This is a genomic window from Streptomyces sp. NPDC030991 (assembly GCF_055571235.1).
Map to the genome: position 1 here is coordinate 240747 of NZ_JBVIFR010000001.1, position 19545 is coordinate 260291.

Sequence of the window (19545 nt, forward strand, 5' to 3'; positions counted from 1 at the left end):
TGCGTTCCATGACGCGCAGACTTGCTCAGGTGGCGAAGAAGGTCGGAGTCAGTGAGGCCACGGTCAGCCGGGTGCTCAACAACAAGCCCGGCGTCTCGGATGCCACACGGCAGGCGGTACTCACCGCGCTCGACGTGCTGGGCTACGAGCGGCCGACGCAGCTGCGCGGTGAGCGGGCCCGCCTGGTGGGCCTGGTCCTGCCGGAGCTGCAGAACCCGATCTTCCCGGCGTTCGCGGAAGTGATCGGCGGCGCGCTCGCCCAGCAGGGACTCACGCCGGTGCTCTGCACCCAGACCAAGGGCGGGGTCTCGGAGGCGGACTACGTGGAGTTGCTGCTGCAACAACAGGTGTCCGGCGTGGTGTTCGCCGGCGGTCTCTTCGCGCAGGCGGACGCCGAGCACGGGCACTATCGGCGCCTCGCCGAGCGCAAGGTGCCGGTGGTGCTGGTCAACGCGACCATCGAGCGGCTCGGCTTCCCCTGCGTGTCCTGCGACGACGCGGTGGCGGTCGAGCAGGCGTGGCGGCACCTGACCTCGCTCGGGCACGAGCGCATCGGCCTGGTCCTCGGCCCCGACGACCACATGCCCTCGCGCCGCAAGCTCGCCGCCGCGAGCACGGCCGCCCGCGCCCTCGACGGAAAGCTCCCGGACGAGGCGGTCGAGCGGGCCATGTTCTCCCTGGAGGGCGGGCACGCCGCGGCGACCCGGCTGCTGGAACGCGGCATCACCGGCATCATCTGCGCCAGCGACCCCCTCGCACTCGGCGCCGTGCGCGCCGCGCGCCGCGCGGGGCTCTCGGTGCCCGGCGACGTGTCCGTGGTCGGCTACGACGACTCGGCGTTCATGAACTGCACGGAGCCGCCCCTGACGACGGTGCGCCAGCCCATCGAGGCGATGGGCCGGGCCGCGGTCGAGCTGCTCGTCGCACAGATCCAGGGCGGCGCGGTCCCGCCCGGGGAGCTGCTCTTCGAGCCGGAGCTGGTGGTGCGCGGCTCGACGGCGCCGCCCCCGGCGACCGCCTGACGGCGTGGGCCGACCGGCGGGAACCGGACGCCAGGGGTCCGCCGTACGCAGATGACCCTCGGGTGTCGACTCCCCCACGACCCCCGCCTGTTCATTTTTTGCGGAGTACGCGCGACATCTTGCGGACATCCGTTGTCGGTGCTTGAGTGTGGCACGCCCCGGCACGCACCTCCCCGTGCATCCAGTGCCGCGGGCCTCCACGTTCCTGCCTGCACAGGCTCAGGCCCGAAGGGGACCCACCGATGAGAAGCAGCACCTGGTCACGTCCTGCCCGCCGAACGTCCGCGGTGGCCGTCGCCACCGTCCTCGCCCTGGGCTCCCTCTCGGCCTGCGGCACCAGCAGCAGCTCCGACGACGAGGGCTCGGGCGGTGCCGGGTCGAAGGCCGACATCACCGCTCCGCTCGACCCCAAGACCAAGGTCACGCTGACCATCGACTGCATGCCGGCGAAGGCCAAGGCGGCCGAGCTGAAGGAGTGGAAGGAGGACGTCAGGACGTTCAACAAGAAGTACCCGAACGTCACGATCGACGGGAAGTCGACCGCGGGGCAGTGCGAGGAGCCGGCCCGGTTCACCGCCGCGCTCAAGGCGAAGTCGCAGCCCGACGTCTTCTACACGTACTTCACCGACCTCCAGCAGGTCCTCGACAACAACGGCGCCGAGGACATATCGGCGTACGTCACGTCGAAGACCGTCCCTGCGCTCGACTCGCTCGACCCGAACGTGATGAACGCCCTGAAGAAGGACGGCAAGCTCTACGCCCTGCCGACCAGCAACTACACCATGGGCCTGCTCATCAACCGCAAGCTCTTCAAGCGGGCCGGTCTCGACCCGGACAAGCCGCCGGCCACCTGGGGCGAGGTGCGCACCGCCGCGAAGAAGATCGCCGGGCTCGGCAACGGCATCGCCGGATACGGCGAGTACAGCGCGGAGAACACCGGCGGCTGGCACTTCGCGGCGGCCCAGTACGGCCTCGGCGGGGACATGGTCACCGCCGACGGCAAGAAGGCCGCGTTCAACGACGCCACCGGCAAGCGGGTCGTCCAGCAGCTGCACGACATGCGCTGGACCGACAACAGCATGGGCAAGACGCAGCTGCTCAAGTGGGGCGACCTGCAGAAGCAGATCGCGTCCGACAAGCTCGGCATGTTCCTCGCCGCGCCCGACGACGTGACGTACATGGTCCAGCAACTGGGCGCCGAGTACGACAACTTCGGGATGGGCCCCATCCCCGGCGGCAAGGCCACCCTGTTCGGCGGCAACGACTACATGATCAAGAAGGGGTCGTCGCCCGACAAGATCAAGGCGGCCGTCGCCTGGCTGAACTTCAAGACGCTCACCCCCGGCAAGGGCCAGTTCCAGTGGGAGCGGACCAAGGCCGACAAGCTGCCCGTCGGACTCCCGCAGCCCAACTTCTTCACCGGTGCGACCAAGGAGCAGGACCTCACGTCCCGTACCGACAACGCCACGATGCCCGTGGAGAACTTCAAGCCGTTCATGGACAACCCGGTGCCCGGCAAGGCGGAGCCGCCGAAGGCGCAGGAGATCTACAAGGTTCTCGACAACGTCATGTCGGGCGTCCTCACCAATGAGAACGCCGACATCGACAAGCTCCTGTCCACCGCCGAGCAGCAGGTCAACCAGGTGCTGGCCAACCAGTAGGACGCCCCACCGGTACCTGTGATCCGAGGAGTGACCATGTCGGCCCCGACGCTGCCCGCGAAGCCCCCGCAGGCCGCACCGCCCGCCAAGCGCCATCCCAAACAGTCCGACGGCTCGTTGGCGCGCGCCGTGAGACGCAACATCTCCGCTCACGGCTTCCTGATCGGCGCGGTGCTCTGCTTCTCCTTCTTCTCCTGGTATCCGATGGTCAGGGAGTTCGTCCTGGCCTTCCAGAAGACGAAGGACGGACGCACCACCTGGGCCGGCTGGTCCAACCTCACCTACGTCTTCAACGACCCGGCCTTCTGGCAGGCCTGGCGCAACACCCTCCTGTTCACCGCCCTGGCCCTGGTCCTCGGCTTCGCCGTCCCGTTCTTCGTGGCGGTGCTGCTCAACGAATTCCGGCACGGCCAGGGCTACTTGAGGATGCTCGTCTATCTCCCGGTGATGCTCCCACCGGTCGCCTCCGTCCTGCTGTTCAAGTACTTCTACGACCCCGGGTACGGCCTGTTCAACCGAGTCCTCGGCGTCTTCGGGATACCGGAACAGCAATGGCTGCAGTCCACCGACACCGCGATGCTCTCCGTCGTCATCGCGGCGACGTGGATGAACATGGGCGGGGCGACCCTCATCTACCTGGCGTCGCTCCAGGGCATCCCCGGCGAGCTGTACGAGGCGGCCGAGCTGGACGGCGCGGGCCTGTGGCGCAAGATCTGGCACGTGACGATCCCGCAGACGCGGCTGATCCTCTCGCTGATGTTCCTCATGCAGATCATCGCGACGATGCAGGTCTTCACCGAGCCGTTCCTGCTGACCAACGGAGCCGGCCCGGAGGGCTCCACCACGACCGTGGTGTACCTCATCTACCAGTACGCCTTCAACTTCAACAACTACGGCGGCGCGGCGGCCCTCGGTCTCGTCCTGCTCGTCCTCCTCGCGGCCTTCTCCGCGGTCTACGTACGCCTCAGCCGCTCATCGGACGACTGACCGCCAAGGGAGTTGGGATCCACCGACATGGCAACCGACACGATGCGCCCCCGCACCCTGATCTCCCCGGCCTCGCTCGGCCGGCGCCGCGGAAAGATCATCTACTGGACCGTCTTCGGCGTGACCATCGCCCTGTTCACGCTCGTCTTCCTCGGCCCGCTGTACTGGATGGTCACCGGCGGCCTCAAGACGACCGCCGAGATCGTCCAGTCCCCGCCGACGCTGGTGCCGCACAGCACGCACCCGGAGAACTACCAGGACGCCTGGCGCGTGATGGACCTCGCCAAGCTCCTCTTCAACACGCTCTACTACGCGTTCGGCGCGCTCGCCTTCCAGCTCGTCCTCGACGTGGCCGCCGCGTACTCCCTGTCGAAACTGCGGCCCGTGTTCGGCAACGTCGTCCTCGGCATGATGCTGGCGACGCTGATGATCCCGGCGACCGTCCTCGTCGTCCCGCAGTACCTGACCGTCCTCGATGTGCCGATCTTCGAGCGCAACCTGCTCAACAGCCCCTGGGTGATCTGGCTGCCCTCCGTCACCAACGCGTTCAACATCTTCCTGCTCAAGCGGTTCTTCGACTCGATCCCGCAGGAGCTGCTCGACGCGGCCTCCATCGACGGCGCCTCGCCCGTGCGCACCCTGCGCTCCGTGGTGCTGCCGATCTCCCGGCCGATCCTCGGCGTGGTCTCCATCTTCGCGGTCGTCGGCGTGTGGAAGGACTTCCTCTGGCCGATGCTGACACTGCCCGACCCGGCCAAGCAGACCCTGAACGTCGGGATCTACTCGCTGTCCAACGGGGTCCCGCAGAACCAGCTGATCGCCGCGCTCACCATCGCCTCGGTGCCGACACTGCTCCTCTTCCTGCTCTTCCAGCGCAACATCATGAGCGGCCTGACCGCCGGCGGCCTCAAAGGCTGACGCCCCGGTCCTCCCCCTCACTTCTCCTGTGTGCGCCGCCGCGGCCCGCCGCGGCGCGCCTCCCCCTGCCCGAAAGGACCCTTCGTGGTGGCCGACGACTGGTGGCGTTCCGCAGCCATCTATCAGGTGTACGTCCGCAGCTTCGCCGACGGCGACGGCGACGGGACGGGAGACCTCTCCGGCGTCAGAGCGCGCCTGTCCTACCTGGCAGAGCTCGGCGTCGACGCGATCTGGTTCACGCCCTGGTACCGCTCACCGCTCGCGGACGGCGGGTACGACGTCGCCGACTACCGCGCGATCGACCCGGCGTTCGGCACCCTCGCCGAGGCCGAGAAGCTGATCGCCGAGGCCCGGGACCTCGGCATCCGCGTCATCGTCGACATCGTCCCGAACCACGTCTCCGACCAGCACCCCTGGTTCCGGGCGGCTCTGGCGGCGGGGCCGGGCAGCCCCGAGCGCGAGCTGTTCCACTTCCGGCCCGGCCGCGGCCCGGGCGGCGCGCTGCCACCCAACAACTGGCCCTCTCAGTTCTCCGGTGACACCTGGACACGGGTGCCCGACGGGGAGTGGTACCTGCACCTGTTCACCGCGCAGCAGCCGGACCTCAACTGGGCGCACCCCGCGGTGCGTCAGGAGCACGAGGAGGTGCTGAGGTTCTGGTTCCAGCGGGGCGCGTCCGGGGTGCGGATCGACTCGGCCGCGCTCGTCGCGAAGGACCCTGCTCTCGCCGACGCCGCCGACGGCGACGAGAGCGGCTACGTCGACCGCGACGAACTCCACGACATCTACCGTGCCTGGCGTGCCATCGCCGACGAGTACGACGGCGTCCTGATCGGCGAGCTGTGGGTGCCGGACCCGGAGCGCTTCGCCCGCTACCTGCGCCCGGACGAGCTGCACACCGCCTTCAACTTCGACTTCCTGACCCGCGCCTGGGACGCGGCCGAACTGCGCGCCTCGATCGACCGCACCCTCGCCTACCACGCGCCGGTCGGCGCGCCCGCCACCTGGGTGCTCTGCAACCACGACGTGACCCGCACCGTCACCCGCTACGGCCGCGCCGACACCCGCTTCGACTTCGCGGCCAAGCGGTTCGGCACGCCGACGGATCTGACGCTCGGGCTCCGCCGCGCCCGCGCCGCGGCCCTGCTCTCGCTCGCCCTGCCGGGCGCCGTATACCTGTACCAGGGCGAGGAGTTGGGCCTGCCCGAGGTCGAGGTGGCGCGCGACCGCATCGAGGATCCGATGCACTTCCGCTCCGGCGGGGTCGACCCGGGACGCGACGGCTGCCGGGTGCCGCTGCCGTGGTCCGCGCACGGGCTGTCGTACGGCTTCGGGCCCGAGGGTGAGCCGTGGTTGCCGCAGCCGGCGGACTGGGGGACGTACGCCGCCGAGGACCAGGAGAGGGACCCCGCCTCGATGCTGTCGCTCTACCGTGCGGCTCTGCGACTGCGCGGCGGCCAACCGGGCTTTGCCGGGGCGGAGTTGACGTGGCTCCCGGCCCCGGAGGGCGCGCTGGCCTTCGGCCGCGGGGACGGCCTCGTCTGCCTTGTGAACCTCGGGGCCGCGGGGCCCGTGGAACTGCCGCCGCACGAGCGGGTGCTGTTGGCCAGCGACGCCCTCGACGACGGCGAGCGGCTGCCGCCCGACACCGCGGTGTGGTTGCGGACGTCTCCGGCGACGTAACGGGCCCTACGGCGTTCGGCCCGGCGCTGACCGGCGGTTGAACGAGCGCGGCCTACGCCTCACCCGGCCGTCCGTTCGACCGCGGCGGCCGGGACGGGCGGCCCGGAGGACAAGGGCATATGCCAGAAGCACCACCGCATCGTGTACGGCGAAATCCCTTACGAGGCCAGGCGGCCTGTGCCACAGTCGTAACCGGTCCTCCCGTCCGCCGTGGCCCCTGTGCCTGCATCGGAGTTCGTCATGCCCCCCCATGTCTTCGCGGACCGCCCCGCCGGCCAGTCGCCGGAGCGAGGCACGGTCGACGCGCTGATCTCGCAGACACGTCGGCTGCTCGGCGACGTCGACGCGGTGCGCCGTGAGGCCATGGAACCCACCGCGGGCGAGACGGACCCCGAGGCCCGGTGGCAGCGCGCCCTGTACGAGCTGGCGGCCCATCAGCTCAGCGACCTCGACAAGCACCTGGCCCAACTGCGCGACGGCCCCGCCATCCGTACCGGGCCACCGCCCCGGCGGGCGGCGGCCGGACGGCAGCCGGGTTCACTGCTGAGCCGGGTCGGCAGCGCCGAGTGGAATCTGCTGACCGACGAGGCCAACTGGTCCGGGGAGCTGTACCAGATCCTCGGCCGGGACCCGGCCGCGCCCGCCCTGACCCTCGACGAGCTGCCGGCTCTCGTGCACCGCGAGGACCAGCCGATGCTGACGGCGATGGTCACGGACTGCCTGATCGACGGCAAGCCGATCGACGGGGAGTTCCGCGTCGTGCGCCCGGACGAGTCCGTGCGCACGGTGCACATGATGGGCGAGCCCGTGCTCGACGCCGACGGCTCGACGGCCTCCATGTGGGCGGTCGTGCGGGACGTCAGCGAACTGCGGCGCAGCCAGCGCGCGGTGAGCGAGACCCGTGACTCGCTCCAGCGCCAGCGGCATATCGCGCAGACCGAGCACCGGCTCGCGGTCGAGCTGCGGGAAGCCGTGCTGCCGCCGTGGCGTGGCTCCCTGCGGCTCCCGCACAGCGCACCCGACGCACCCGGCACCGCCGCGGGCGGCTTCGAGGTGGCGGCCCGGCACCTCCCCTCCGCCGCCGGCGGCTCGATCGGCGGCGACTGGTACGACGTACTCGAACTGCCGGACGGTCAGGCCCTGTTGACGGCCGGGGACCTCCCCGGGCACGGCGCCGCGGTCGCCTCGGGCATGGCGATGCTGCTCGGCGCCGTCCGCGGCATGGCCGTCTGCGGCACGGCCCCGGGCGAGCTGCTCTCCCGGCTGAACCACCTCCACGCTGCCTCGGCGGCGCCCTCCCCGGCCGGCGCCGTGTGCTGTCGGTACGACCCGGCGGCCCGCACACTGGCGTGGGCGCAGGCGGGACACCCTGCCCCGCTGCTCTTCCGCGACGGGACGGGGCGTGCGCTCACGCCACCCGAGGGCGCACCCCTCGGGGCGGCCCCCACCGCCGGATACGGGCAGGCGGAGGTGGAGCTGCACCCCGGTGACGTGCTGTTGCTGCACACCGAGGGCCTGTTGGCACCGCACGACGACAGCGCCGCGGGCCGACTGCTCGCTCTGGCACCGGACCTGACCGCGGCCGGGGACGCGCAGGAGTGCCTGCGCGTGGTGCTGGACGCGTTCGACGCGGTTGAGCGCGAGGCCGACGCCAGTGTGCTCGTCGCCCGGTTCTGAGGTCGGGCCGGCGGGGCCCTATGCCCGGACGCGCTTCCCGGGTGTCGCGGGCAGGGCCAGTTTGATCTCCCGGCGCAGGTCCTCGATCTTCGGATAGCCCGCGAACTGGCCGGTGAGCCGGTACATCTCGCGCAGCCGGTCCCAGGTGCGATGGGACGAGTTCGACCCCATCGAGGAGAGGGCCAACCGCGCGTACCGGTCCGCCTGTTCGGGGTCGTCGGCGATGAAGCAGGCCGACGCCATGGAGAGATGGTCGAAGATCTTCGAACGGTCACGGCCGCCCGCGCGCAGGGCGAGGGCCTCTTTGGCGTGCCGCTGCGCGATGATCGCGGCGCCCGGCTCGTGCTCGGCGAGGGTGCGGTAGGCGAGGGCCTGCATGCCGTGCAGGTCCGCCTCGTCGAACATCTGCATCCAGCTCGGCGGCTCCACGTCGCCCCGGTCGGAGACGAAGAGGTCCTCCGCCTCGCCGAGGGTGCGGCGCATCGCCTGCCCCTTGCCCAGTGACGCCTGCGCCCAGGCCTCGACGGTGTAGAGCATGGCCCGGGTCCGGGGCTGCACCTCGTCGCCCGAGCCGGACTTGGCGAGCTTCATCAGCTCGAGCGCCTCGTCGGGCGCGCCCAGATGGATCTTCTGGCGGGCGGCCCGGGAGAGGGCTTCGCCGGCCCGCGGCCGGTCACCGCCCTCGCGCGCGGCGTGCGCGGCGATGACGAAGTACTTCTGGGCCGTGGGTTCGAGGCCGACGTCGTGGGACATCCAGCCGGCGAGGACGGCGAGGTTGGCGGCGACGCCCCAGAGGCGCCGCTGCAGATGGTCGGGGTGCCGGTAGGAGAGCATTCCGCCGACCTCGTTGAGTTGGCCGACGACTGCCTTGCGCTGCAACCCGCCGCCGCGGGAGGCGTCCCAGGCGCGGAACACCTCGACCGAGCGCTCCAGCTCCTCGATCTCCTGCGATCCGATGGGGGCGGCCTCGTAGCGGTCGAACCCAGCGGGGTCGGCGTGCAGGGGATCGGTGTTCCTCGGAGCGTCGGCCGCGAGGGCCGGATCGGTGTGCAGCCAGTCGTGCATGGCGCTGCTGAGTGCGGAACCTGCGGCGAGCGCGGCGCCCGCGCCCACCAAGCCGCGTCGGTTGAGCATGAGGTCCATTCCCGTGAATTCGGTGAGGACCGCAGCTGTCCGCTCGGGCGCCCACGGCACTCCGTCGGGGCTCTGTTGTTCCAGGCCACCGCCGCCCTGCCGTTTCCCCGTGCGCCCGCGTCGGACGAGACCGAGATCCTCGATGGTCACGACACGGCCGAGTCGCTCGGTGAACAGCGCCGCCAGCACCCGTGGCACCGGATCGCGCGGGATCTCTCCCGTGTCGATCCAACGCCGCACCCGCGAGGTGTCCGTCGCCAGCTGCGGGTGGCCCATGGCCGCCGCCTGCCGGTTGACGAGTCGCGCGAGTTCACCCTTGGACCAGCCGGCCAGGCCGAACAGGTCGTTCAGGCGGGTGTTGGGTTGTCCGTTCACGTAAGCCCCCAGGTTCTCGGCTGAAATCGACAGTAGCCCTCTGTCAGTTGCTGAGCGACTATTCGCCAGGGTTCGCCAGGGTGCGCCAGCTGTTGTGCTCCTGCCCCTGGGGTGTCAGGTAGGAATGCGCCACCCCGACCCGGTCGCCGCAGGGCATTCCCCAGGGTGTACCGCTTCGGCCGGGGCGGGCGGCGCAGGCAACTCGTCGGCACGCGAAGGGATCTGTTCGCCCATGTACGCAGCATCGTCCTCCGTGTCCGCCCCGCTCCGGTCGCACCGCCCCAACCGTCCGGCGGTGCCCGGCAGCGGCCCGTACCTCGACCCCCTGCGGCCCGCGAACGGGGCGCTCGGTGGCGTCGGCCGGCCGCGTCGCGCTCCGGGGCTCGGCACACCTCCGCTCAGCGGGAGACTCGACTTGTCCGGCCCTCAGGGCGCCCAGCTGCGCACGGCGATCGCCTCGGTGCACCGGATCTGTCCGGAGTTCCATCCGGTGCAGGTGCTGCGGCGCAGTCCGCGCTCCGTACTGTTCGTCGGAACGACCGGGCGCAGCACCGCCGTCGCGAAGTGCTTACTGGACCAGTCCCCCGCGTGGATGGAGCGGGTCCGGCACGAAATAGCTGCATACCGATCGTTCGTCCGACACCGGCCGCCGGTGCGGGCGCCGCGTCTGATCGCGGCGGACCCGGACAACGGCACGCTGGTGATCGAGCGGATGCCCGGCCGGGTGGCAGCCCTGCAGCGCCACCCCGCCGAGGCACCGCCGCGGGCGGACGTACGCGCCATGCTCGGCGCGGTCTGCCGGCTCAACCAGTGGCGGCCCCCGGCGGGCACCTTCGACGCGCCGCTGGACTACGCGCAGCGGATCAACCGCTTCCACGACCTGGGTCTGCTGACCGACCGGGACATGGGTGATCTGCAGAAGCTCATGCACGGCATCGCCCACACCGCGGGCCGCGGCGGCATGGGGCAGTTCTGTCACGGTGACGCGCTGCTGTCGAACATCCTGCTCGCCCCGACCGGTCCGGTGCTCGTGGACTGGGAGCACGCGGGCTGGTACCTGCCGGGGTACGACCTGGCGACCCTCTGGGCCGTCCTGGGTGAATCGCCGGTGGCGCGGCGGCAGATCAGTCAGCTCGCGCAGTCCGGCGGTCCCGCCTCGCGCGACGCGTTCCTGGTCAATCTGATGCTCGTACTGACATGGGAGATCCGTACGTACGAGACGGCCGTGCAGCGTTCCCTGCACGAGCAGACCCCGGCGGCACCGGGCCCGGCCCATCCCGGTGCTGCGCCGTCCGGCGAGGAGCAGCGGCTGTTGCTGCGCCGTCTGCACGACGACTGCAACATGGCCCGCAAGGCGGTCCGGGCGGCGGTCGGCACTCGCTGAGGGGGGCGTCGTTCCGCGGTGTGCCGAAGGACATGGCGCACCGCGGTTCTTCGCCGTCCGGGGCCGAACGCGGTCGGGACAACTCCCCTGCCACGGGCGCCTATTGGTCTACGCCACTGACGCGCCGCAGGCGATCGCACCACCGCGCGGGAAACCCCGGCACACGCCCGTTGACATGGGAAATCCTGGAGAGTTCCGTTGCCCGCCGGATGATTGACGGATGGTCGGCCAGCCGATACCACTGACGCACAAGGCGCCCGCACGCCCCGCGCTTCCGTCCGATCTTCCGCGCTCCCAGGAGGCACCGTTGCACCGGTCCACTCGTTCCCTTTCCGGCAGACGTCCCCGTGCGGGAGTGCGGGCGGCGGGCACGCTCGCCACAGCGGCGCTGCTGCTGCCATTGCTCGGCGCGGCCCCGCCCCAGGACGCGGGGGCAGCCCCGGCCGGGCGGTTGCAGGACGCGTTCGCCGCCGCGGCGGCCGAGTACCAGGTACCGCAGAGCGTGCTGCTCGGCGTCTCGTACCTGCAGTCCCGGTGGGACGCGCACGGCGGTACGCCGAGCGTCACCGGCGGCTACGGCCCCATGCACCTGACCGACGCGCGGACCGCGATCGCGAACACCGTGGCGCACAGCCATGCGGAGGGTGATGCCCGAGGCGACGACTCGCGCGCCCCGCTCAAGGCCGCCCGGTCCGTGCCGACCGACTCCCAACTGCCGGCCAGGCTGAAGACGTTGACCCGCGCGGCGGATCTCACCGGCATCCCGGCCGGGGAGTTGCGCAGCGATCCGGCGGCCAACGTGCGCGGCGGCGCCGCACTGCTCGCCGCGGCACAGAAGCGGCTGGGCAAACCGCTCAGCGGAGCCCCGGCCGACTGGTACGGGGCGGTCGCGACGTTCTCCGGGGCGGACGACACGGCGACCGCGGCGACGTACGCCAACGACGTGTTCGCGGTGATCCGCGACGGCGAGCGGCGGACCACGGACGCGGGCCAGCACATGACGCTCGCCGCGGATCCGGCCGCGCGGCCGCGGGCGGCGCAGCTCGCGGGCGCGGGCCTGCGCAAGGCGGACACGTCCGGCACCGAGTGCCCGAGGACGGTGTCGTGCGAGTGGATCCCGGCGCCGTACGAGGAGTTCGGCGACGGCGACTACGGCAACCACGACCTGGCGGACCGGCCCAAGGACCAGAGCATCGACTACATCGTCGTCCACGACACGGAGGCGACGTGGGAGCAGACGCTCAAGCTGGTCCAGGACAAGACGTATCTGGCCTGGCACTACTCACTGCGCTCGACGGACGGGCACATCGTGCAGTCCATCAAGGCGAAGGACGTCGGCTGGCACGCGGGCAACTGGTACGTGAACGCCAAGTCGATCGGTCTGGAGCACGAGGGGTTCCTCGCGCAGCCCGACTCCTGGTACACGGAGGAGATGTACCGGTCCTCGGCGCGGCTGGTGACGTACCTCGCCAAGAAGTACGACATCCCGCTGGACCGGCAGCACATCCTCGGCCATGACACGGTGCCGGGCCCGACGACCTCGACGATCCCGTCCATGCACACGGACCCCGGCCCGTACTGGGACTGGGCGCACTACTTCACGCTGATGGGCCGTCCGTTCCACCCCACGGCGGGGGCGAACGCCGGTGTCGTCACCATCAGGCCCGACTTCGCGAAGAACCGGCCGGCCTTCACGGGTTGCGCCAAGGCCGGTGAGGCGTGCGCACCGCACGGTTCGAGCGCGGTGCGGGTGTACACGGCGCCGAGCGAGGACGCCCCGCTCGTCAAGGACATCGGTCTGCGGCCGGGTGGCCAGGACTCGACGACCGACGTGAACGACATGGCGTCGCGGGTCTCGACGGGCCAGCAGTACGCGGTCGCCGGCCGTCAGGGCGACTGGACGGCGATCTGGTACCTCGGCCAGAAGGCCTGGTTCAAGAACCCGAAGAAGCAGCCGGTCACCGTCGGCGCCAAGGGGCTCGTGGTCACGCCGAAGGCGGGCGCGACCGAGGTTCCGGTGTACGGGCGGGCCTACCCGGAGGCGGCGGCCTATCCGGCGGGGATGACTCCGCAGGCGGTCTCACCGCTGCCGTACAAGCTGCTCTCCGGCCAGCGCTATGTGATCGGCGGGCGGACGACCGGCGAGTACTTCTACTCGCCGACGTTCGACACGTCGACGCACAAGGTGGTCAAGGGCACGGACGTGTACTACGAGATCCAGTTCGCGCACCGGGTCGCCTATGTACGGGCCGCGGACGTGCGGGTGGTGCCGTCCACGGTGTCGTGACCGGCTCTCCGCGCCCCGTCAGCCCTGCTGGAAGAGGTCCGCGGGCAGCGGCTTGAGCAGCGCGTACAGATCGTCGGTGATCGGACGGTCCCAGGACGCGATGGTCACGAGCACCTGGTCACTGCGGTCGAACTGCACGCAGGAGATGCGCGTCTCGGAGAGCTTGAGGCGCCGCACGATGAGGAGGTTGTCGCCCTGCATCACGGGGACGTCCTCGACGCCGGTGACGGTGACCTCCTCGTCGTTCTCCAGAGCGATGAGGAGCTGGGCGACCTCGAAGGGGATCTCGCCCTCGGCGGTCTCGCGGGCCGGTGAGCCCTCGGGCAGGTTGCCGATGATCATCGCGGGGCCGCGGCCGCCGAACAGGTCGTAGCGCAGGAACACGCCCTGGCAGCTGCCGTCGGGGGCGGGCAGCAGGCCCGCGCCGAGGTTGCCCGGCCAGTCGCCCGGATCCATGGCCAGGACGTCGAAGTCGGGGCCCGCGGGGGTCGCTGCGCGGCGGCGGAGGAAGGACATGCCCTCCATCGTACGTCGCCGCGACGGATGGGCCGCCCCGGGGTTTGGCCCGACAGGACTATTCCCCGAGGGCCGCCGCGAGGCCGCTCCGATCGGTGCCGACCTTGCGGTAGACCGCCGAGAGGAGTCGCACCACCGTCTGCTCGTCGAGGTGCAGCTCCGCCGCGATCTCGGCGGGGTCCAGTCCGCGGGCAGCGCACCCCGCCGCCGTCCGTTCCCGCCCGGTCAGCGTGTCCGTCGCGGCGCCGCGCAGCTGCCGGGGCCGCAGTCCGGCGGCGGCGAGTTCGTCGCGGGCCCGCTCCACCAGACCGTCCGCGCCGCAGACGGCCGCCGTGTCGAGCCCGCGGTAGAGCTGGTCGGCGGCCGCCTTGACGCGGCCCGTGCGGCGCAGTTCCGCGCCGAGAGCGACGAGTGAGCAGGCCAGCTCGTAGCCGGCCGGGGAGCGTTCGAGGTAGCTGACGGACTCCTCCAGGAGCTTGCCGCGGGCCGCTCCGGAGGAGACCTCGGCGGCGACCCGCAGGGCCTGCCCGATCCCGGACGCCGCCCCGAAGTGGCGGGCCCGGTCGACGGCGTCGTGGGCGGTGGCGACGGCGGCCCCGGGGACGTCGTGGGCCTCGGCGCGGGCGAGGTGCAGCTGCCAGGGGCACCAGGAGGGGTTGCGCATGCCGCGCGGGTCGAGCCGGCGCCCGGCCGCGGCGAGCTCGACGGCGGCGTCCTTGGTGCGGCCGAGAGCGAGCAGCAGTTCGCCGTACACGGTCTGCGCGTCGGGGAAGACGACGGCGGCGGGGAACGGCGCCCCGAATCCGTACGTCTGCGCCACCTCCTGCGCCTCGGGGACCCGGCCGCGGGCGAGGAGCACCTCGACGAGGGTGCCGACGGCGTACCAATGGGCGGGGGTGTCGGGTCCGACGCGTTCGGCGAGGCGCAGGCCCGCGCGGGCGAAGTCCTCCGCCTCGGACAGCCGCCCGCGCCGGAAGCGGACGTAGCCGAGCAGGGTGTACGCGAAGGAGAGGTGGCCGCCGTGCCAGCCGGCGTGCTCGAAGTCGGCGATGCCCTCGACGAAGAGTTCCTCGGTGCGGCCGGGCCGGTCGGCGTAGAGGAAGGACAGGGCGACGAGGACGGGGACCTCGAAGCCGCGGTCCTCGTCGGCGGCCCAGCGCAGCCCGCCGGCCAGGGCCCGCTCGGCGTGCCGGATCACGGTGGCGGCGGGTTGGCCGCGCAGGGTGGCGTCCCAGGTGCGCAGCCCGATGATGTAGCGCTCGGTGAGGTCGCGGCCGGTGAGCCGGTCGGCGAGTCTGGCCAGCCGCCGGGAACGGGCCGGGGACTCCGGTTCGTCGGCGCGGAAGGCGTCCCACATGAACTGTTCGGCCTGGAGGCGCAGCCGGACGCGGGAGTCCGTGGCGAGCGACATCTCCCGGGCGAGGGTCTCGGAGGCCTCGGCCAGCCGGTCGCTGTGGGCGAGGACTTGGCAGAGGCGGTAGACGATGCCCTGGCGCAGCGCCGGGTCGGTGATGGGTTCCTCGAGGGCGGCGCGCAGGTGGTTGACGGTGGTGGCGGGTTCGGTGAGCAGGGAGGCGCTGCCGAGTTCGTAGAGGACGACGGCGCGGTCCTCGAAGGGCGGGGGTTCGCGCAGGGCGCGGGCCAGATAGCGGCGGGCCGCGTCGGGGGCGCCGGCCCGGACGGTCTCCCGGGCGGCGGCGCGCAGCTGGTGCACGACCCAGCCGTCCCCGTCGGGGTGGGTCTCCAGGAGGTGGCGGGCGGCGGCGGACGGTCCGAGTCCGGCGTCGACGACGGTCCAGGCGGCCTGGCCGTGCAGGGCGACGCGGACGCCGCCCGGGATGGCGCGGTAGACGGCGGTGGCGATCAGCGGGTGGACGAACTCCAGGGTGTCCACGCCGGTGAGGACGCGGGCCGTGCGGAGCCGGTCGACGGCGTCGGCCGCCTCCTCGGCTCCCAGACCGGCGACGCTCGCGGCGAGCTCGGGGGAGATCTCGGTGCCGAGGACGGCGCAGGCCCAGGCGAAGCGGACGGTGGAGCTGCCCAGCCGTTCGAGGCGGGCGATCAGGCCGCTGCCCTTGACCGCGGCGGCGAGATCGCGCAGCAGGTGGGCGCCGGTCCCGGTCGGGGCGAGGCCCCGGTCGTGGACCTTGGCGGTCAGCTCGACGGCCTCGAAGGGGTTTCCGGCGGTGACGGCCCAGCATTCGCGGCAGAACGCGTCGTCGGCGTGGGAGCCGAGGGATTCGCGGACCATACGGGCGACGGCGGGCGCGCTGAGCGGTTCGAGGCCGAGGGGGCGGCGGCCCGCGCGGCCGGGCAGGCCGCGGAACGCCTCGGCGTGGTCGGGGAGTTCCTCGGGGCGGTAGGCGACGACGAGCAGCAGCGGGAGTTCCTCGGCGCGCGGTGCGAACGCGGCGAGCCAGCCGAGGGATTCGGGGTCGGCCCAGTGGGCGTCGTCGAGGACGAGGACCATGGGGGCGCGCTGCACGGCGAGGTCGGTGAGCACCCAGTCGAGGCCGTCGCGCAGCCCCTGCGGGTCGGGCGGGGCCCCTTCGGCGGCGGCGCACAGGCCGAGGGCGGGGCCGACGATGGCGTACCAGCTGCCGAGGCGGGAGCGGAGTTCGGCCTCGGGCACCCTGGCGAGCTGGGGCTGGACGAGCTGGCGGGCGACGTGGAAGGCGACGCCCTGCTCCTGTTCGCCGCCGCGGCCGTAGAGGACGGTGCAGCCCTTGGCGGCGGCGCGCCTGCGCACCTCGGCGAGGAGCGATGTCTTGCCGAGTCCGGCGGGTGCGGCGACGGCGAGCAGTGCCCCGCGGGGCCGCTCGGGCGGTTCGACGCCGCCGGGGCGCAGTCCGGCCAGCTCGCCGAGCGCCTCGTCGACGGCGGACAGTTCGCGCTCGCGCTCGAACAGCGTCCGCCTGCCCCGGCCTCCGCGCTGCACCATGGCGCACCCCCAGTCGCGGTGGTGCGCCCGGCGTGAGGAGCCGGTGCACGCCGCGGGTTCCAGGTCTCTCACCCTACGCCGAAGCGCCCGGCCCGGAGTGTCATGTGGCTTTCTGCGCAAGGGAGTTGTGGCGCCCGTGGTGACGGGCGACGCGAGCCCTGTTCCCGCAGGACGGCTTGCACCACTCCTGGCGCGGGTGTTCCTTGAGGAAGTACCGCACGCAGCGCGGCGCGTGACAGGCGCGCAGCCGCTGCCGGTCGGGGCCCGCGAGGAAGGTGAGCGCGGCGCGGGCCAGCGCCGCCGGGAGCAGGTCGGCCTCGGGCGCGTCGGCGGTGGCCGTCTCCCGTACGGCCGGCGCGGCGTCTCCTGCGGGCCAGTGCAGGACGGGCACGGTGGGCACGCGGGCGGCTGCCGTGTTGAGCCGGGCCAGGGCGGTGGCGGCGGGCAGCAGGCGGCGGGCGTCGGCGGGGCTCGGCTCCCCCGGCCGCACGGCGCGGGCGAAGAGGGCGCGTACGGCGGCGCGCACGTCACGGACGTGCCGCAGGTGCTCCGGGTCGGCGGTGAAGCCCGCCTCCAGGGGCAGCGCGGCGGCGTGTTCGCGTACCCAGGCGGTGAGGCCCTCGGGGGTGTGGAGGTCGTCGGCCACGCCCCCGTCACCGTCGTGGCGGACGGTGAGGGCGAGGTCGAGGGCGAGCCGGGCGGCGTCGGGGCCCGCCGTACTGATGTCGCGCATGCCGTCGATGGTAGTCGCCGCTAATGCTAGGTTCCCAGTCAACCATTACAGCTGAGGTTGTTCCCGCGGGGGACGAAGGGGGCAGGGGCTCATGGCCGACCGCACACTCACCTACTGGCGCACGGGGCTGGACTCCGTACCGGACGAGGTCTGGCGCCATCCCGCGCTCGAATCCCTGCTGCTGCCCGACAACCGGCTCACGCGGGTGCCCGACCGCATCGGGACGCTGACCCGCCTGCACACCCTGGATCTCGGCCACAACCGGCTGACCGCGCTGCCGTCGAGCCTCGGCGACCTCACCGGCCTGTCCCGCTTCCTCTATCTGCACGACAACCTGCTGACCGAGCTGCCCGAGAGCCTCGGCGCCCTCGACCGGCTCACCTATCTGAACGTCGGGGAGAACCGGCTGACCGCGCTGCCCGCCGCGCTCGGCTCGATGACCGGCCTCGTCGAACTGCGCGCCCAGCACAACTGGCTCACCACCCTGCCCGAGACCGTCGGCGGGCTCACCTCGCTGCGGGAGCTCTGGCTGCGCGGCAACCGGCTCACCGCGCTGCCCGCCTCCATGCGCGATCTGCGGGAGCTGCGGGAACTGGAGCTGCGGGAGAACGCCTTCGAGGCCGTCCCCGAGCCGCTTCGCGGTCTGCCGCTGCTGCGCCGGCTCGATCTGCGCGGCAACCGGCTGCGGGAACTGCCCGACTGGATCGCGGAGTTGCCCGCGCTGGAGAAACTCGATCTGCGCTGGAACGACGTCCGCGTCGCGCCCGGTCTGCTCGCCGGGCTGACCGGGCGCGGGTGCGTCGTGCTGCGCTGAGCCGAAGGGCCTCAGCCGTGGCCGGACCGGCCGGGCGGGACGACCGCGACCGGGCTCGCGGCGTGCAGCAGCACCGCGTGGGTGACCGAGCCGAGGATCGGGGCGGGGCGGGTGAGGCGGCGGCGATGGCGGCCGACGACGACCAGATCGGCCTCGCGCGAGTTCTCCACGAGATGGCCGGCCGCGTCACCGGGTGCCACAGAGAAGTCGACCTCTACTTCAGGGTGAGACTTCCGGTGGGCGGCGACGGCGTCCTGGGCCGTTCGCAGCGTCAGGTGCCGGGCGGCCTCCTCGTCGACCGTGGTCGGTGTGAAGTCGCCGAACGCCGACTGGGCGGGCGTCGGCCACGGATAGGCGGCGACGACCTGGAGCCGCGCCCCGGTGCGCGCGGCGTGCGCGAAAGCGAAGCCCAGCACGGTCTCGTCCGGGTCACCGGCGGCGTCGGTGCCCTCGGTGCCGTCCGTGCCGACGGTCTCGTCCGTCTCGTCGGGCCGCAGGCCCACGACGACGCGCGGGCCGGCCGGCACGGGCGCGTCGCCGTGCACGGTGCGGCCCGGTGGCGGCACCACGACGACCGGGCAGACGGCGTCGCGGGCGGCCGCCACCCCGTTCGAGCCGAGCAGCAGACCGGCGAAGCCGCCGCGGCCGCGCGAGCCGAGGACCAGCAGCCGCGCCTCGGTGCCCATCTCCGGCAGCACCGCTGCGGGCACCCCCTCGCGGCTGATGAACTCCAGCGGCGGCGGGTCGTCCCGCTCCTCCAGCGCCTTGCGTACGTTCCCGATGACCGGGTCGTCGGCGGGCTCGTCGGGGCCTGCGACGAGCACGGCGGGCTGCAGGTGCGGCGCGTACTGCCGCACGTGCACGATGCGCAGATCGGCACCGCGCCGGGCCGCCTCGGCGAGCGCCCAGTCCAGGGCGCGGTTGCTGTGGTCGGACCCGTCGACCGCGACGACGACGGGCAGGGGGTGCGGCGTGCTCATGACTTCTTCGCCTCCGACACAGGGCACGCTCGACGTGCCCTCATTGACCGGCTGTTCCTGTGGCCAGGCTCGCGCACCCGGGAGCCACAGGACAGGGCCGGAGGTCACGTGTCGGAGACCGAACGGGACATCGTCCCTACGTCAGATCGAACTCGCCCTCACGGGCGCCGAGCACGAACGCTCCCCATTCGTCCGGCGTGAAGATCAGCGAGGGGCTCTGTGGGCTCCCGCTGTTGCGCATCGCGATGAATCCCTCCACGAAGGCGATCTGGACATCGCCCGCCCCCCTGCTGCTGGAGCGCCAGTCCGCCTTGCTCAGGTCCAGGTCCGGCTTGTCCCACCCCATGAGCGGGTGCTGGTCGATGGTGCTTTCGGCCACGTCCGTGCTCCTCCCGGTTCGTCGTCCGTGCGCCAGCCTAGCGATCGGCGCGTA

Annotated in this window: 15 protein-coding genes; 9 read left to right on the forward strand and 6 right to left on the reverse strand. The window is 72.2% G+C overall.

Annotation, left to right across the window (positions count from 1 at the left end; all coding sequences use genetic code 11):
- The first annotated feature begins 8 nt into the window (after positions 1–8).
- The 6 genes from ACZ45E_RS01130 (at position 9) to ACZ45E_RS01155 (ending at position 7948) form a co-directional block, all read left to right on the forward strand.
- Positions 9–1022, forward strand: a complete 1014-nt coding sequence (locus ACZ45E_RS01130) for a LacI family DNA-binding transcriptional regulator (protein WP_468214970.1) — start codon at positions 9–11, stop codon at positions 1020–1022.
- A gap of 242 nt (positions 1023–1264) precedes the next feature.
- On the forward strand, positions 1265–2683 hold the full coding sequence (locus tag ACZ45E_RS01135) for an extracellular solute-binding protein (RefSeq protein ID WP_468214972.1): 1419 nt from the start codon (positions 1265–1267) through the stop codon (positions 2681–2683).
- A 36-nt stretch (positions 2684–2719) separates the two neighbouring features.
- Complete coding sequence (locus ACZ45E_RS01140) at positions 2720–3670, forward strand: carbohydrate ABC transporter permease (protein ID WP_468214974.1); 951 nt, start codon at positions 2720–2722, stop codon at positions 3668–3670.
- A gap of 42 nt (positions 3671–3712) precedes the next feature.
- Positions 3713–4588 (forward strand): carbohydrate ABC transporter permease, encoded by an 876-nt coding sequence (locus ACZ45E_RS01145; protein ID WP_468215980.1) that lies wholly within the window; start codon positions 3713–3715, stop codon positions 4586–4588.
- Between the two features lie 87 nt (positions 4589–4675).
- The gene (locus ACZ45E_RS01150; protein ID WP_468215983.1) at positions 4676–6271 is read left to right on the forward strand and encodes a glycoside hydrolase family 13 protein; all 1596 of its coding nucleotides are present in this window, start codon (positions 4676–4678) and stop codon (positions 6269–6271) included.
- A gap of 240 nt (positions 6272–6511) precedes the next feature.
- Positions 6512–7948 (forward strand): PP2C family protein-serine/threonine phosphatase, encoded by a 1437-nt coding sequence (locus tag ACZ45E_RS01155; RefSeq protein WP_468214976.1) that lies wholly within the window; start codon positions 6512–6514, stop codon positions 7946–7948.
- 18 nt (positions 7949–7966) lie between these two features.
- Here the strand turns inward: ACZ45E_RS01155 and ACZ45E_RS01160 are convergent, their stop codons facing one another.
- Positions 7967–9457 (reverse strand): DNA-binding protein NsdB, encoded by a 1491-nt coding sequence (locus ACZ45E_RS01160; RefSeq protein ID WP_468214978.1) that lies wholly within the window; start codon positions 9455–9457, stop codon positions 7967–7969.
- A 232-nt stretch (positions 9458–9689) separates the two neighbouring features.
- Between ACZ45E_RS01160 and ACZ45E_RS01165 the strand changes: the two genes are divergently transcribed.
- The gene (locus ACZ45E_RS01165; protein WP_468214981.1) at positions 9690–10841 is read left to right on the forward strand and encodes an aminoglycoside phosphotransferase family protein; all 1152 of its coding nucleotides are present in this window, start codon (positions 9690–9692) and stop codon (positions 10839–10841) included.
- Between the two features lie 307 nt (positions 10842–11148).
- Positions 11149–13128 carry an N-acetylmuramoyl-L-alanine amidase gene (locus tag ACZ45E_RS01170; protein WP_468214983.1) on the forward strand — a complete coding sequence of 660 codons (1980 nt, stop codon included), beginning with the start codon at positions 11149–11151 and terminating at the stop codon, positions 13126–13128.
- A gap of 18 nt (positions 13129–13146) precedes the next feature.
- Here the strand turns inward: ACZ45E_RS01170 and ACZ45E_RS01175 are convergent, their stop codons facing one another.
- The 3 genes from ACZ45E_RS01175 to ACZ45E_RS01185 form a co-directional block, all read right to left on the reverse strand.
- Positions 13147–13644, reverse strand: a complete 498-nt coding sequence (locus ACZ45E_RS01175) for a hypothetical protein (RefSeq protein ID WP_468214985.1) — start codon at positions 13642–13644, stop codon at positions 13147–13149.
- Positions 13645–13702: 58 nt separating this feature from the next.
- Positions 13703–16585, reverse strand: a complete 2883-nt coding sequence (locus tag ACZ45E_RS01180; protein WP_468214987.1) for an ATP-binding protein — start codon at positions 16583–16585, stop codon at positions 13703–13705.
- Positions 16586–16685: 100 nt separating this feature from the next.
- Positions 16686–17318: a CGNR zinc finger domain-containing protein gene (locus ACZ45E_RS01185; protein WP_468214990.1), complete on the reverse strand. Its 633-nt coding sequence runs from the start codon at positions 17316–17318 to the stop codon at positions 16686–16688.
- 91 nt (positions 17319–17409) lie between these two features.
- On the opposite strand from ACZ45E_RS01185, the gene ACZ45E_RS01190 reads away from it, so the two are divergent.
- The gene (locus ACZ45E_RS01190) at positions 17410–18132 is read left to right on the forward strand and encodes a leucine-rich repeat domain-containing protein (protein ID WP_468214992.1); all 723 of its coding nucleotides are present in this window, start codon (positions 17410–17412) and stop codon (positions 18130–18132) included.
- An 11-nt stretch (positions 18133–18143) separates the two neighbouring features.
- On the opposite strand, the gene ACZ45E_RS01195 is transcribed toward ACZ45E_RS01190, so the two are convergent.
- Both ACZ45E_RS01195 and ACZ45E_RS01200 read right to left on the reverse strand, forming a co-directional pair.
- Positions 18144–19112, reverse strand: coding sequence for a universal stress protein (locus ACZ45E_RS01195; protein WP_468214993.1), 969 nt, complete (start codon positions 19110–19112; stop codon positions 18144–18146).
- Positions 19113–19248: 136 nt separating this feature from the next.
- Entirely contained in the window at positions 19249–19491 is a 243-nt protein-coding gene (locus ACZ45E_RS01200; RefSeq protein ID WP_468214995.1) for a DUF397 domain-containing protein, read from the reverse strand.
- Positions 19492–19545: the final 54 nt, after the last annotated feature.